Source organism: Acidiluteibacter ferrifornacis (assembly GCF_009909615.1).
Taxonomy (GTDB): domain Bacteria; phylum Bacteroidota; class Bacteroidia; order Flavobacteriales_E; family Vicingaceae; genus Acidiluteibacter; species Acidiluteibacter ferrifornacis.
Map to the genome: position 1 here is coordinate 38128 of NZ_WWNE01000011.1, position 14915 is coordinate 53042.

Below are 14915 nucleotides of genomic sequence, written 5' to 3' on the forward strand. Positions count from 1 at the left end.
ATTAGCCCAACCTCTTTTTCCTCATTCTCTGGTTTAAGAACTCCACCATTAAACTAAATACAAGCGAGAAGTAGATGTATCCCTTGGGCACGTGAACGTGGAATCCATCTAGTATAAGTAAGGTCCCGATCATTATTAAAAAGGACAAAGCCAACATTTGAACCGTGGGCTGCTCGTTAATAAACTTCGCAATTTTACTTGCAAACGCTAGCATTACTCCAAGCGATAAAACTACAGCCGCAATCATCACAGGCAAATGATCAGATAACCCTACAGCAGTTAGGATGGAATCAAAAGAGAAAACCATATCCAAGATGATAATTTGTAGAATTGCCGCTTTTACGGTCATTTTCTTTCCCTCCTTCACTCCCAACTCCGCTTCATCACCATTCACTTTGTGGTGTATCTCTGTGGTACTTTTAGTCAGCAAGAAAACCCCTCCGGCAATGAGTATTAAGTCTCTTACACTAATATCTAGGTCGAAAATAGTGAACAATGGATTGGTCAAATGAACAATGTAGGAGATTCCCATCAATAAAAAGATTCGAATCACAATTGCCAGAATCAAACCGATATTTCTAGCTCTTCCCTGTTCTGCTTGGGGTAACTTATCGGCAACAATAGAGATAAATATAATGTTGTCTATTCCTAAAACGATTTCTAAGAATGTCAGCGTCAATAAACTAATCCAAATCTCAGGTTGCAAAAATATCTCCATGGCTTTATACTGTTTAGTCTCAAAATTATAAAAGAGAAGCGATTATTTGTCACCATTCATCAGATTTCTTTTTCCATTCATCATTCTGGAGCACCACTTAAATTATTATTTTAAAAAAATATGGTACTATGCGTTGCATAATACCTTCTAAAAGATATATCTTTGCTAAACATTTAAAAAAATAAAACGATGAAATATTTTAGCCTTACAATCATTGCAGCCTTTATGAGTCTTATCGTTACAGCAGGTAATGGTGGGAAATCGGATAAAATTTATACGCAATTGAAAAGCGATCACGATTGCTTTAGCATGAGTCTTTCAAAGAAAATGATTGATGCTTTTGACATCGATTTAGATTTGAATGGAAAGCAAAAGTGGGTAACCGGTGATTTTTTAGAAGGTCGATTTTTAGTCATTAGCGATATAAAAAAAGCGAGTGAAATCAAAAAGTCTTTTCTAAAAGAAGGTTATGAAGAAATTGACCTAGAAAATGAAGTGGACAAGTTTGAAACTTCCAACGAGGAAACTTATCTAGTCATAACTAAAGTAGGTAAAGTGGTGAAAGAAGCTCATTTTATCGTCTCTACGGATGACAGTACAGTTTTGCTCTCCATTTATGGAAATATGAACGTAAAAAAACAACAATAACAGACCGAAGGAGCTATTATGAAAATTGAAAACACACAAGCTCAAATGCGGAAAGGAGTTTTAGAATATTGTATTCTATCCATCCTTTCATCAGGAGAGGCCTACCCTTCAGAGATAATTAATCAACTGAAGGAAGGAAAACTAATTGTGGTAGAAGGAACATTATATCCGCTACTCACCAGATTAAAGAATGCTGAACTTTTGTCCTATCGATGGGAAGAGTCAAAATCGGGACCACCGAGAAAATATTATCAACTTACAGACAAAGGAAGTAACTTTTTGAAGGACTTAGACGTCACATGGCAGGACCTGATGAAAGCAGTAGAATTAACCAGAAAAAAGAACGCATAACCCGACCAAAATAAACCGAAAAAAATGAACAAAACAGTAACCGCCAACATCAGTGGAATTGTATTCAACATCGAGGTTGATGCATACGATAAACTCAACAACTATTTAGCCACAATAAAGAAATATTTGGGCAATACCGACAGCCGCGATGAAGTAATGGCTGATATAGAATCACGTGTAGCAGAACTATTTAAAGAACGATTTAACAACGAACGATCAGTAGTTACACTAAGCGATGTAGACTATGTTATTTCGGTAATGGGAGAACCAGAACAATATTTTGATGGTACAGAAGAAGAAAGCGACTGGACAAGCGATAAAAGCAACTCAAGCTCTACGAAGCAAAAATCTAAACGCATTTTTAGAGACGAGGACGATAAAATAATAGGAGGTGTATGTTCAGGAATAGGCCACTATTTCGGAATCGATCGCATCTGGATTAGAATCCTTTTCTTATTTGCCTTTTTTGTTTGGGGAGTTGGTTTTATCCCTTATATCATTCTATGGATTGTCATTCCCAAAGCAAAAACAACTGCTGAAAAACTAGAGATGAAGGGAGAAGCAGTCAATGTAGACAATATCAAAAAAACGGTTGAAGATAAATTTAACGACTTAAAAGACTCTTTTAATGGTGAGGGTGCCAAAGATGCGGCCAATTCTTTGAGCGGAGCACTCTCTAAACTGTTCACTTTTATTGGCATGGTGATCTTATTCATATTGAAGTTTGCCATGAAATTCATTGGATTGATCTTCATCATAATTGGACTAGCCGTTTTAATTGCGTTAACAGCCACCCTTTTTAATTCCGACATTGTGACCGTCGTAAGTAATAACGAAGTTTTTACGATACCTTCACACGACATTCTCCAGGCACTACTTGGCACTGGAACAAATGCAACTCTTGCACTAATTGCATTGATACTATTCATTGGAATACCAATGATTGGACTAATCTATAGCGGGATTAAAATGATTTTCAAATTGAAAACCCAAAACTCGGTGATTGGAATATCAATGGGAGTTCTTTGGATAGTCGGTATTCTTCTAGGTATCTATATTACTATTAATTCCTTGAAGGAGCTGAAATCCACTCAAAAAGCATTGTCAACAATAGAATGGACTAGTCCATCAAACACCGTTTACCTAAGTGATTTAACAGAACAAGACAATCAATTCAACGACTTTGACCTACCTGATGTAGAGGGAGATATATGGATAGAGGAAGGAAAGGTATTTTATGAAAACTTAGAAATTGATGTTTTACCTACAAGAGGCGACCAAATAAAAGTGATGGTGGAGAAAATTGCAAAAGGTGCGAATCGAAAGGATGCAAAAGATCGAGCAGAGAAAATAAACTTTGTTTATCACCTCAATGACTCTGTATTGAAGTTTAGTCCTTACATCAACTTCGAACTACAAGATAAATTTAGAGCACAAGAAGTAAAGGTTCACATTATGTTGCCTATCGGTTCAAAAATCGCTTTAGAGGAAGGTTCTGAAGAAATAATTTACGACATCAAAAATGTTGGAAACGAATACGACTTGGATATGATCGGTGAAACCTGGATCATGCTCAATGAAGGATTAACTTGCTTGGACTGCAAATTTATTGATGGAGTGAGTAGCGGACAACTGAAAAAGGATTCTATTCAACCTCAATTTCCATAAATACAATTGACATGAAAAAGAAAAGAATAACTCAAACAATTTCAATTCTATTTTGGTCCATAATCATAGTTTGTGCCATGGTGGCCAAAAACAGTTTAACCGCTCAAAATGCAACCACAATGGAATCAAAAGAACACTTAGAAAGCGCTAACCCACCTAAATACATCTTCTTCATTGATTTATTTACAGTTAGCGGATTTCATTAATCAATATCAAAAATAAAGGAAGTAAGGACTTCTATAACTCAGAAAAAATCCTTAATTTCCCATGTGCCTTTCAGCTGATTAAAAAAACTACAGTTAAACAATTTAGTCAACCTTATCTTATCAGAGGCACATTAAACAGGAGGGCATTCCCCTCCTGTTTTCTTTTCCATACCTCTACAATTACCCTAAAAAAAAGCGGTTTTTTTGGTAATTTCGCAAAGCAATTTTTTAAAGATACTACCTATGAGCAAAGAGGCGACATTAGATACCCCAGAGCAAAAGAAGATGACTCAAGAAGAATTCAAAAAAGATATCCTTGCCGATTATTCATTGGCTGTATTGAGTAGAGAAACATCTCTACTTGGTAGACGTGAAGTTCTTACAGGAAAAGCAAAGTTTGGAATTTTTGGTGACGGAAAAGAGGTACCTCAGATTGCCATGTCTAAGTTTTTCCAGAATGGAGATTTCCGATCTGGATATTATAGAGATCAAACTTTCATGATGGCTATCGATCAATTAACGATTCGATCTTTCTTTGCGCAATTGTATGCCAATCCTAGTGTTGAATTAGAACCTGCCTCAGGTGGACGTTCTATGAATGGTCACTTTGCAACACGGAGCTTAAATGAAGATGGTAGTTGGAAAAACCTTACTCAACAGAAAAATTCTTCAGCAGACATTTCTCCTACTGCAGGCCAAATGCCTCGTTTGTTGGGACTAGCTCAAGCCTCTAAAATATACAGAAATGTGCCAGAACTAGCTGGAGAGAATAATTTTTCCAATCAAGGAAATGAAATTGCTTTTGGAACGATTGGAGATGCATCCACCTCTGAAGGTCTTTTCTGGGAAGCCATCAATGCTGCTGGAGTATTACAAGTACCTATGGTGATGTCGGTTTGGGACGATGGACACGGAATTTCAGTTCCTAAAAAATACCAAACCACTAAGGAAAGCATTTCTGAGGTCTTAAAAGGTTTTCAACGTGACGGAAAAGGAAGTAATGGGTTCGAGATATTAAAAACCAAAGGTTGGGATTACCCACACCTTATTGCGACTTATGAAAAAGCAACAAAAATTGCTCGTGAAGAACATATTCCAGTATTAATTCACGTAGAAGAAGTTACTCAACCACAAGGACACTCTACATCAGGTTCTCATGAGCGTTACAAATCTAAAGAGCGTTTAGAATGGGAAAGTGAGTACGACTGTATTAATCAGTTTGGAAAATGGATTGTTTCTAAAGGAATTGCAACGGAAGAGAAATTAAATGAAATAAAAGAAATCGCTAAAAAGGAAGTGCGCGATCAGAAAAAGTTAGCATGGGAAGACTTTATTCAACCCATCAAAGCTGATCGAGATCAAGTAATCGGCCTTTTGTCCAATTTAGCCGCAGAAAGTCAAAAAGCTGAAGCCATTAATGGATTAATCGCAGAATTAAAAGCGAGCACAGAGCCCAATAGAAAAGAAATAATTAGCGCGGCCAAAAAAGCCCTTCGTCTAACCAAATCGGAGCAATTATCTTTTAGAGCCTCCATAATCAACTGGGTAAACGAATCAGCTAAAATTAACGCCGACAGATATAGCTCACACCTTTATTCAGCGAGTAGCGAAAGTCCGATTCATCAGCGAGAAGTCAAACCAACCTATGATGAAAATGCAGAGATGGTGGATGGAAGAGTTGTATTAAGAGACAATTTCGAAGTCCTTTTTAACAAATATCCTAACACACTTATTTTTGGTGAAGATGCAGGGCGAATTGGTGATGTAAACCAAGGTCTAGAAGGCATGCAAGAAAAGTTTGGAGAACTAAGAGTTAGCGATACAGGAATTAGAGAAGCCACTATCGTTGGGCAAGGAATTGGAATGGCGATGAGAGGACTGCGCCCAATTGCTGAAGTTCAATATTTAGATTACTTGTTGTATGCTTTGCAGATAATGAGTGATGATTTAGCAACTCTTCAATACAGAACGAAAGGCGGACAAAAAGCACCATTAATCGTTCGTACTCGTGGTCATCGTTTAGAAGGAATTTGGCACTCAGGTTCTCCAATGGGAACGATTATTAATAGTTTAAAAGGAATTCACATCTGTGTGCCAAGAAACTTAACCACAGCTGCAGGTTTATACAATACTTTATTAAAAGGCGATGACCCAGCATTGATTATTGAGCCATTAAATGCCTACAGAAGTAAAGAGCAAATGCCGACTAACTTAGGAGAATTCCAAGTTGAGCTAGGTGTTCCAGAAATCGTCTCAGAAGGTAGCGATGTTACTTTAGTGACCTATGGATCAACCTGCAATTTAGCAGAAGAAGCCGTAAAACAATTAGCTGAAGAGGGTATCTCCGTAGAATTGATTGATGTTAGAACATTGATGCCTTTTGATAAAAATGGGATGATTGGTGAATCCATAAAAAAAACAAACCGAGTAGTATTCCTTGATGAGGATGTAGATGGAGGAGCTTCAGCTTACATGATGCAGCAAGTTCTTGAAGGACAAAAAGCCTACTTTAACTTGGACTCGGAACCAATTACACTAGCTGCTAAGAATCATAGACCTGCTTATGGAACAGACGGAGATTATTTCTCTAAACCAAGTATAGAAGACATCTTTGATGCAATTTACGACTTAATGCACGAAGCAAAACCGCAACAATTTCCTAAAATCTATTAATTAGATCAATGGTTTTATACAATCCAAAAGATTGGTGGCGATTAATTTTTGCTTTTCATAAAAGCGATACTTTTAGGAGAACATTTCCTGGTATTGTTGGAGTAGCAATATATACTGGTCTCATCAACTATCTGGAAAAAGAGGTACTACAAGTAGAATTTGCCAACACCCTAAATATTCATTCTTTAGTAGGATTTGTGCTTTCGCTACTTTTAGTTTTCCGAACCAATTCAGCCTATGAAAGATGGTGGGAAGGTCGAAAAATATGGGGAAGTTTTGTGAATAATTCCAGAAACCTAGCATTAAAAATTGATGCGATTATTACTAATCAAAATGTTAAAACTATTTTCAGCATTTTGATTAGTAATTACATATTAGCATCAAAAGATCATTTGCAAAACAAAGCCAATTCTCAACTATTACGTACCTCAGAAAAATACCCCTCAGAATATTACGCCTCTTTTAAGCATCTACCCAATGTGGTTGCCAAAGCGATGTATAGAGAAGTTCAAGAGCTAAAAGAAAATGGTTCTTTAACTGATGAACAATTACTCTATTTAAATTTGGAATTAAAGTCGTTTACAGATAATATTGGTGCTTGTGAGCGAATTAAGAAAACTCCGATTCCCTTTTCATACAATATTTTCATCAAGAAGGTCATCTTTCTATATGTATTTACCATGCCAATTGGTTTTGTACAAACTTTTGATTATTGGGCAATGCCGATAGTGGCTTTGATTTTCTATATTTTTAGTAGTATAGAATTAATTGCTGAAGAAATTGAAGACCCTTTTGGAGATGACGCCAACGACTTACCTATAAATGATATTTATCAAACTATCAAAGCCAACGTCACTGAAATTTTAGAATAAACTTCTTCTTATTTATTCTTTCGCTTCCCCTTCTTCTTTTTGTACTTTCCAAACTTTTCTACTTTATCACGAATTCCGTAATTATAGTCCTTGGAATTCTTTTCTTTCTTTTTATGAAATGCACCTTTATTCGGATCATCACTAATTTTTGACTCTTCTTCTATTTCAATTCGCTCAGCATCACCTTCAACAATAGTTCCTAAAGGCAAATCTTCTATTGGCATTACAATATCTGCCGCTTGTTCTATCTTTCTTAAAGTACTCACTTCATTTTGAGTTGCAAAAAATAGTGCTTTAGCATCCTCTGGAGTATTTTCTTGTTTTACCACTCGATTGATAATACTGTCTTTATCATCCTTCAAATCAAAATGAACGATAAATGGCACTCCACTTAAATCAAGTGTCTGCTCTAAATCTTCAGTTGCGACAATTAAAACCCTATAATATTCAACCTCCATAAAGTCTTCTACCGAAGAAACGCTCCGTTGATCAAAAAATGGTGCATTAAGTAAAACAATTTGCCCATCGTTTCTTTTGTCCAAGCTTTTGTATATCTTACTTCCGTTCAATTTATTATTGACAAAAACTATCATCTTGGGATACGTTGGAGCATCACCAACCAGCACATTAAGGAGGTTTAATTTGGTTTTAAAATTTCTTACCTCATATAATATAGGATCTATAATATTCAAATCCACTTCTTTTTGAGCCTTTACTTCTATATATGATGGAAAATTCATGAAATCTTCTATCATATTTTCTACCTTGGGATGAATTACTTCGGTGAAAACAAGGTGTTGACATTTAGCAGGCATGTTTTCTCCCAATTGCTTGGTAGCAGTATGCGTTCCCAATCGTGTAATATGATCAGCTCCATCAACTACAAACATCTGAAGTTGGGTCACATTAATTCCTGTTTTATAGTAAAAAGGCTGAACTCGCTCTGGAGTTCCGATCACCACATCTACTCCTTCCGCCAACAAATCGCGTTGAAAATCAAAGTTGCTACCTTTTCGGATAATCTCTACTCTTAAATCAGTATTTACGCCCAATTGTCCGAACAATTCTTGCATTTCTTCCACCTTTTCTTGAGTCGGAACCAGTATTAACGCCCTTGGCGCAACATCTTTAGCATAAATTAAACGAGCTATTACACCCATTACTACCGCTGTGGTCTTTCCGGTTCCTTCAGGACCAATCGCAACAACATCATGACCTCCAACTATTCGATTGATGGTATTCTCCTGAATCTCCGTTGGATGGTGAACTCCAATTGCATTCAAGGCGAGTTTTAACTGTTTGTTGATTTTTAATGAATCTAAAGACACGGCGGTACTGAATTATAATTTAAGCAGCAAAATTAAGCAATTCAAACGCCATTCTTATTATATATTAATCCATCAATGTATTGAATCCTCACTTTAAAGAAAAACAAGTTACCATTGATGACAAAAAAAGAGGAGCGATAAATAAATTTAACGCTCCTCTACATACTTAAAACTATAAAATTAAACTTATTACTTTGGCAATACTACTGTATCGACAACGTGGATCACTCCATTACTTTGATAAACATCTGCAATAGTTACTGTAGAAGTATTTCCATTTTCATCAATAATTATCACACTATCCCCCTTCAACTTAGCAATTAACTTCCCACCTTGAACAGTTGTTAAAGTGGCCTCTCCTTTTCCATCTTTTATCATTTTCATCAATGATTTAGAATCTACTTTCCCTGCTACTACATGATAAGTTAAAATTGCAGTCAATTTTGCTTTGTTTTCTGGCTTCACTAAAGTTTCTACAGTTCCTGCAGGTAACTTATCAAACGCCGTATTTGTTGGAGCAAAAACAGTAAATGGCCCATCTGACTGAAGAGTCTCTACCAAACCTGCCGCCTTAACCGCAGCTATTAAAGTAGTATGATCTTTTGAATTTACAGCATTGACAACAATATTCTTTGTTGGGTACATTTCAGCCCCTCCTACCATTTTGGATTTCTGAGCCATTGAGCTTCCACCAATTAATAATAATACGATTACTGCTGTTACTTTTAAAATTTTTCTCGTTTTCATAATTGTTTGTATTAAATAAAATATGTTTGTTTTTGATTTATACAACAACTACGAGGGAAGTACCATATTCGGATTTATTGATACATACAATTAATGTTAAAGAGCAGCTTGTTCCGTCTTTAACTTCTTCTCCATGTAAAAAGTACCAAATGGAATTAATGAGAGAGTAAAATAGAGAATTACTCTTTCAATGGACCACTTCAATAGATAGGCTGTAATTGCCAACTGGAAAACATAAGCAACGAACAAAACTCCGTGTGCCCAACCAACATACTTTACCATTTCTGGAATTCCTGCCATATACTTTAAGGGCATGGCTATAAACAACAACAATAAGAATGAAATTCCTTCTGCAATTCCAATTTTACGAAAACGATTTAGCTGTTTTGACTGATCCATTTTTTATTTGCGAAGTTAATTATGCTCAATGATTATATTCTAAAAACTAAAAAAATCTTAAAAAGTGCAGCTTAACTAAGAATTTCTACCATTCATCTATTATTTGTATGGAATTATGGAAAAATCATCTTATATTTGAATCGTCAATGAGTTTAAGAGTAGCTCATTTGATTTAAGTAGTAGGTTTAGTTTTTAGAGCAGCGAGGGGTCGCTGCTCTTTTTTTATGCCCATTCCATTATTATTTCCTTTTCTACCTTCTTCAATATAAAAGCAATTAACTTTGATCTCTAATTGCTAACTGAAATGATTTTACTCTATTTTTTGTTAGTCATATTAGTAAAAACCCAATAACGAATTAAAGCCAATTTTTAGATTGATACTTTTCGACCAACAAACAGCAGAAGATTTAAATTTCAAAGACATCACCGATCGGTTAGTACATTTTTGTTACGGTGATACAGCTAAAGAAAAATTTGATTCTTTAAGACCTTTAAGAAACTTAAAAGCCGCAGAACATCAGTTATCCCTCGCAACTGAACTTTTGATCATTCGTGAAAATGGCGTCAGATTTCCTCGTTTAGAATTCAAAGAGTTGCTCTATGAATTAAAGCTACTAGGCATACAAAGCACCATATTAGAGTTAGAGAACATTATTAAAATATTAGATGCTAGTCGACTAGTAAATGAATTACTGCAATTTAGCTTTAAGAATAAAAATGAATACCCCCTACTTTCCAATTTAATACAACAAGCAGAATATACTACAGAAATTGTAGAATCCATAGAGCAAATTCTAGATAATAAGCTTAGAGTTAAGGATAATGCCACCCCAGAATTGTATCAAATAAGGATGAGCATATTTGCAACTAGAAAACAAATTACCAAGAATTTTGATATCGCTCTTAAACGAATGAAATCAAAAGGCTATTTGGCAGAAACCAATGAAAGCCTCATTAATGATCGACGAGTACTATCCATTGTTTCCTCCTACAAAAGACAAGTGAAAGGTAAGATTCTCGGCTCTTCAAACACTGGATTTCTAACGTATATAGAACCAGAAGAAACTGAAAGTTTAAATTTTGAATTGGAACAACTTCTGGACGATGAACGTAAAGAGATTAAAAAAATATTTAGAGAACTAACCAAGCAGATTAAAGGGCATCTTCCTTTACTAAATGACTATCAAACTGTTTTAACAGAATTAGATTTTATCCAAGCAAAAGTAAAGCACGCACAATTAATCAATGGGGTTATGCCACAATTAGTGGATGAAAGTTACATTGACCTCATTGAAGCCTACCATCCATTATTATGGCTTAAAAATCAAGAACTAAAAAAACCAACTCTTCCTCAGAGTATAAAAATGGATAAGTTCAGCAGAATGTTGGTCATTTCAGGACCAAATGCTGGAGGAAAATCCATTACATTAAAAACCGTTGGACTACTGCAGTTGATGATGCAATGTGGACTATTAATTCCGGTTGACCCTAAAAGCAAACTGGGATGGTTTCATCATATACTTTCAGACATTGGAGACAATCAAAGCATAGAAAATGAGTTAAGTACCTATAGTTATCGACTAAAGCGAATGAATTATTTTTTAGGTATCGCCAACAAAAGAACACTTTTACTTTTAGATGAATTCGGTACAGGATCAGATCCAGACTTAGGCGGCGCATTGGCAGAAGTATTCTTTGAAAAATTATACAGCAAAAAAAGTTTTGGGGTAATTACTACCCATTATGGAAACATCAAATTGAAAGCCGCTCAATTAGCAAATACCTTAAATGCCAATATGCTCTTTGACGTCAAAACTTTACAACCGATGTTTAAGCTTTCTGTAGGACAACCTGGATCGTCATTTACTTTTGAAGTTGCTGAAATCAATGGTATTGATAAAGAAATTATAGAATTAGCAAAAGAGAAAGTAGACGTAAAAAAAGTAGAAATGGATCACCTAATTGCTGAACTTCAAAAAGAGAAGGCAGAATTTGAGCAAATCAACGCTCAAACTCGTTTGGCAAAAATAATAGCCGAAGATGAACGAAAAGCTTATGAAATTAAACAAAAACAATACGAAGAAAGACTAGAGAAGCAGCAAGAGACAATTGAGAAGAACAATAAATTTCTTACTAGTGGAAAGAAAATGATGCAGTTTATTGATGCATTTGAGAATAAAAAAGGCAACAAAGCAGTCCTAGCTGAAATAAAAAAATACCTAGCGATCGAGAAAAGCAAAAAAGAGGAAATTGAAAAGGCAATTAAGCTCAAAGAAGCTGTTCAAGCTAAAGCCAAGCGAAAAAAAACAGTTAGAAAGAAAGTTACCAAACCAATATTAGTGGGATCCACTGTAAAACTAATTGATGGCAAACAAGGAGGTAAAGTTTTAGAAATCAACGGAAATGAAGCCGTAGTAGCATTTGGAAACTTTAAAACCAAAACTAACCTTAACAAACTGATTTTAATTAGTTAATGGTGTTTTTGTCATTTATCGTGTGAAATGACAGCTCAACTTGCTATGCATGCATAATATCGAAAACCCATAGAATATCCTCCTTCAGGGAATTAACTTTATCCAAGATTTAAAAACTCAAAAGATGAAGCGATTAATTTTCATTCTAATTACTACTCTCTCTTTCAGTATTAACGCCCAAATAATTAGTCAATTTGACTGGAATTCAGGATTACCGACCACTGCAACAGTTGGTCCAAATGCGACATCAGTCAGCAGTTCTGCTTATATATCCACTGGTGGTAAAGGAGGAACAAATGGGCTAAACGCAGGTACACCTAAGATGGATATCAATTTAATAATCCCCGGCTCTCCAACTTTTGACGTTCAGGGAATTGACTTATCAATAGATTATCAACGCGATGAATCTCAATTAGATCTTGTAAAAAGAGGTGCTAGTTTACTAATAAGAGTGTCTGGAGGAAATGTATCAGTTAGTTATAGAGTAAAAGATGGAGTAGGCAGTTATACAACTGTTAGTTCAGGAAACATCTATTCCATACCCAATGACGATACCTATAGAACGTATCGCTTTTATTACCTACCCAGCACAGGCGTTGGTCGGTTTTTAGTAGATAATGTAGAAATGTGGTCCAATGATGGTATAGACAACAGGGATTTATATTGGACCCCATCAGATGACGTGGTGATTGGCGCGCTTGCAGATGGTAGCGGCTCAAACAGGGCCTTTTTTGACAACTTTATAGTAGGTTCAATTTCTACTACGCCTTTACCCATTACACTTAATTTTTTTAAAGTCCAGAAACAAGTTGAACATGCAATGATTGAATGGCAAACGGCCTCAGAAATCAATAATGACTATTTTACAATAGAAAAATCTATTGATGCAAAAAGTTGGTCAGTTCTTTCTAGAATTGATGGAGCCGGAAATAGCACTCAGATTATAGATTACTCTACAATCGACCAATTAGAAAAAGCAGAAACAATCTACTACAGACTAAAACAAACTGATTTTAACGGAGATTTTAGTTATTCAGAAATTCAATCCGTTGAAGGCACCAATTTCAAAAATAAAGTGAATATTTACCCCAACCCAACTAGTGAAATTGTAAATATAACCTACGAGGAATTAATCAATAGCGTCGAAATCTATAATCTGAAAGGTGAGCTACACCTCAACCAATTAATCAATTCAAATACAGTTCGCTTAAACATTGGCAACTACCCTAGAGGCACCTACTTTTTAAAAATTATAGGAACAACAAACACTTCCATCGAAAAGGTAATTTTTAATTGAATCTTACATTCGGTTAGCTTTCCAATTTGACTTGGTAGAACCACCATTTTCTGCAACCTGTATTGAAGCTTTTTTATCTGATTCGAAAAGTTTAACTGCCATTAAACTAGCAATTTCTTCCTCAATTTCAGCATCAACCTCTAATTTATCTGGCGTAAAATAATGTTTCACAAAATTGGTGTCGAAATTCCCACTAATGAAAGCTTCATGCTTTAAAGCAAACTTACAAAATGCCAAAGTAGTCTCTACTCCACTAATTTCATAATCCTCAATTGCTCGTAACATTCTTAATCGAGCTTCTTCCCTGTCCTTACCAAAAGTAATTAGCTTCGAAATCATCGGATCATAATAGATCGGAATTTCCATCCCTTCCTCAAATCCATCATCCACTCTTACTCCTAAACCTTGTGGCCTTCTATAAGTACTCAGTGTACCAATATCTGGCAAGAAGTTATTCATAGGGTCCTCGGCATAAACTCGAACTTCAAAGGAATGGCCATTCATCGGAATATCATCCTGCTTATAAGCTAGCTTCTCTCCTCTTGCTATATTAATTTGCTCACGAACCAAATCAAGACCAGTTATTTGTTCCGTAACTGGATGCTCCACTTGTAATCGTGTATTCATTTCTAAAAAATAAAAATTCTTATTCTCATCTAGTAAAAACTCGACAGTACCCGCTCCAACATAATCACAAGATCGAGCAACATTAACCGCAGCTTCCCCCATAGCTTTTCTAATTTCAGGAGTTAATACACAAGAAGGAGCTTCTTCGATAACTTTTTGGTGTCTTCGCTGTATGGAGCATTCACGCTCTTGAAGATACAGTATATTATCATGCTGATCTGCTAAAATTTGTATTTCAATGTGTCGAGGAGATCCAACATATCTTTCAATAAAAACGGCGCCATCACCAAAAGATGAAATTGCTTCGGACACTGCACGATCCATTTGTTCTTCAAAATCCTCTACTCGCTCCACAATACGCATTCCTTTTCCACCTCCTCCTGCAGAAGCTTTAACAAGAATGGGAAATCCAACTTCTATTGCTCTTTGTTTGGCCTCGCTAATATCTGTAATGGCCTCATCGGTGCCGGGAACTAAAGGAATATTATACTCCTTAACGGCAGCTTTGGCAGCTAACTTACTCCCCATAACACGCATTGCTTCGGGGGATGGTCCAATAAAAGTGATTCCAGCATCAGTAACTTTCTGAGTGAACTCAGCATTCTCCGACAAGAAACCATATCCCGGATGAATACCATCTACATTTAATTCTTGCGCAACCTCAATAATTTTATCACCCAAAAGATAAGATTCTGAAGATGGAGGTGGACCTAATAAAACGGCTTCATCAGCATACTTTACAAATGGTGCTTTTCTGTCGGCTTCAGAATAAACTGCTACCGTTGCAATTCCCATTTCTTTACATGTCCGCATAATTCTTAATGCTATCTCTCCCCTATTGGCAATTAAAATCTTCTTCATCAAAAAATATATTTCTGCTAAATTATGAATTAATGCCTTTTCAAAA

The 14915-nt window shown here is 35.7% G+C and carries 13 protein-coding genes; 8 read left to right on the top strand and 5 right to left on the bottom strand.

Going from position 1 to position 14915, the window contains the following annotated elements; translation table 11 throughout:
* Position 1 precedes the first annotated feature (1 nt).
* Complete coding sequence (locus tag GQN54_RS11965) at positions 2–718, bottom strand: TerC family protein (RefSeq protein WP_160633791.1); 717 nt, start codon at positions 716–718, stop codon at positions 2–4.
* 189 nt (positions 719–907) lie between these two features.
* Here GQN54_RS11965 and GQN54_RS11970 point away from each other — a divergent pair, with 189 nt between their 5' ends.
* The 6 genes from GQN54_RS11970 (at position 908) to GQN54_RS11995 (ending at position 7136) form a co-directional block, all read left to right on the top strand.
* Positions 908–1366 carry a DUF4252 domain-containing protein gene (locus tag GQN54_RS11970; protein ID WP_160633792.1) on the top strand — a complete coding sequence of 153 codons (459 nt, stop codon included), beginning with the start codon at positions 908–910 and terminating at the stop codon, positions 1364–1366.
* A gap of 18 nt (positions 1367–1384) precedes the next feature.
* Positions 1385–1717 carry a PadR family transcriptional regulator gene (locus GQN54_RS11975; RefSeq protein WP_160633793.1) on the top strand — a complete coding sequence of 111 codons (333 nt, stop codon included), beginning with the start codon at positions 1385–1387 and terminating at the stop codon, positions 1715–1717.
* Positions 1718–1741: 24 nt separating this feature from the next.
* Positions 1742–3385 (top strand): PspC domain-containing protein, encoded by a 1644-nt coding sequence (locus GQN54_RS11980; RefSeq protein ID WP_160633794.1) that lies wholly within the window; start codon positions 1742–1744, stop codon positions 3383–3385.
* 11 nt (positions 3386–3396) lie between these two features.
* The gene (locus GQN54_RS11985) at positions 3397–3591 is read left to right on the top strand and encodes a hypothetical protein (protein ID WP_160633795.1); all 195 of its coding nucleotides are present in this window, start codon (positions 3397–3399) and stop codon (positions 3589–3591) included.
* Between the two features lie 243 nt (positions 3592–3834).
* Positions 3835–6264, top strand: coding sequence for an alpha-ketoacid dehydrogenase subunit alpha/beta (locus GQN54_RS11990; RefSeq protein WP_160633796.1), 2430 nt, complete (start codon positions 3835–3837; stop codon positions 6262–6264).
* 8 nt (positions 6265–6272) lie between these two features.
* The gene (locus GQN54_RS11995) at positions 6273–7136 is read left to right on the top strand and encodes a bestrophin family protein (protein WP_160633797.1); all 864 of its coding nucleotides are present in this window, start codon (positions 6273–6275) and stop codon (positions 7134–7136) included.
* An 8-nt stretch (positions 7137–7144) separates the two neighbouring features.
* Here the strand turns inward: GQN54_RS11995 and GQN54_RS12000 are convergent, their stop codons facing one another.
* The 3 genes from GQN54_RS12000 to GQN54_RS12010 all read right to left on the bottom strand — a co-directional run bounded on the left by GQN54_RS12000 (position 7145) and on the right by GQN54_RS12010 (position 9610).
* A complete protein-coding gene (locus tag GQN54_RS12000) occupies positions 7145–8464 on the bottom strand; it encodes a DEAD/DEAH box helicase (RefSeq protein WP_160633798.1) in 1320 nt (439 codons plus the stop codon).
* Positions 8465–8653: 189 nt separating this feature from the next.
* Complete coding sequence (locus GQN54_RS12005; RefSeq protein ID WP_160633799.1) at positions 8654–9211, bottom strand: fasciclin domain-containing protein; 558 nt, start codon at positions 9209–9211, stop codon at positions 8654–8656.
* 96 nt (positions 9212–9307) lie between these two features.
* Positions 9308–9610: a DUF3817 domain-containing protein gene (locus tag GQN54_RS12010; RefSeq protein ID WP_160633800.1), complete on the bottom strand. Its 303-nt coding sequence runs from the start codon at positions 9608–9610 to the stop codon at positions 9308–9310.
* Positions 9611–9984: 374 nt separating this feature from the next.
* Here GQN54_RS12010 and GQN54_RS12015 point away from each other — a divergent pair, with 374 nt between their 5' ends.
* Together GQN54_RS12015 and GQN54_RS12020 are read left to right on the top strand one after the other, a co-directional pair.
* Positions 9985–12084 carry an endonuclease MutS2 gene (locus GQN54_RS12015; RefSeq protein WP_160633801.1) on the top strand — a complete coding sequence of 700 codons (2100 nt, stop codon included), beginning with the start codon at positions 9985–9987 and terminating at the stop codon, positions 12082–12084.
* Between the two features lie 124 nt (positions 12085–12208).
* Positions 12209–13381, top strand: a complete 1173-nt coding sequence (locus GQN54_RS12020; protein ID WP_160633802.1) for a T9SS type A sorting domain-containing protein — start codon at positions 12209–12211, stop codon at positions 13379–13381.
* A gap of 3 nt (positions 13382–13384) precedes the next feature.
* Here the strand turns inward: GQN54_RS12020 and GQN54_RS12025 are convergent, their stop codons facing one another.
* Entirely contained in the window at positions 13385–14869 is a 1485-nt protein-coding gene (locus tag GQN54_RS12025; RefSeq protein ID WP_160633803.1) for an acetyl-CoA carboxylase biotin carboxylase subunit, read from the bottom strand.
* Positions 14870–14915: the final 46 nt, after the last annotated feature.

Excerpts from the sequence above, each read along its gene's own strand:
- GQN54_RS11980 (WP_160633794.1), top strand. The coding sequence starts at position 1,742 with ATGAACAAAACAGTAACCGCCAACATCAGTGGAATTGTATTCAACATC.
- GQN54_RS12020 (WP_160633802.1), top strand. The coding sequence starts at position 12,209 with ATGAAGCGATTAATTTTCATTCTAATTACTACTCTCTCTTTCAGTATT.
- GQN54_RS11970 (WP_160633792.1), top strand. The coding sequence starts at position 908 with ATGAAATATTTTAGCCTTACAATCATTGCAGCCTTTATGAGTCTTATC.
- GQN54_RS12025 (WP_160633803.1), bottom strand. The coding sequence starts at position 14,869 with ATGAAGAAGATTTTAATTGCCAATAGGGGAGAGATAGCATTAAGAATT.
- GQN54_RS11990 (WP_160633796.1), top strand. The coding sequence starts at position 3,835 with ATGAGCAAAGAGGCGACATTAGATACCCCAGAGCAAAAGAAGATGACT.
- GQN54_RS12005 (WP_160633799.1), bottom strand. The coding sequence starts at position 9,211 with ATGAAAACGAGAAAAATTTTAAAAGTAACAGCAGTAATCGTATTATTA.
- GQN54_RS11965 (WP_160633791.1), bottom strand. The coding sequence starts at position 718 with ATGGAGATATTTTTGCAACCTGAGATTTGGATTAGTTTATTGACGCTG.
- GQN54_RS11985 (WP_160633795.1), top strand. The coding sequence starts at position 3,397 with ATGAAAAAGAAAAGAATAACTCAAACAATTTCAATTCTATTTTGGTCC.
- GQN54_RS12010 (WP_160633800.1), bottom strand. The coding sequence starts at position 9,610 with ATGGATCAGTCAAAACAGCTAAATCGTTTTCGTAAAATTGGAATTGCA.
- GQN54_RS11975 (WP_160633793.1), top strand. The coding sequence starts at position 1,385 with ATGAAAATTGAAAACACACAAGCTCAAATGCGGAAAGGAGTTTTAGAA.
- GQN54_RS11995 (WP_160633797.1), top strand. The coding sequence starts at position 6,273 with ATGGTTTTATACAATCCAAAAGATTGGTGGCGATTAATTTTTGCTTTT.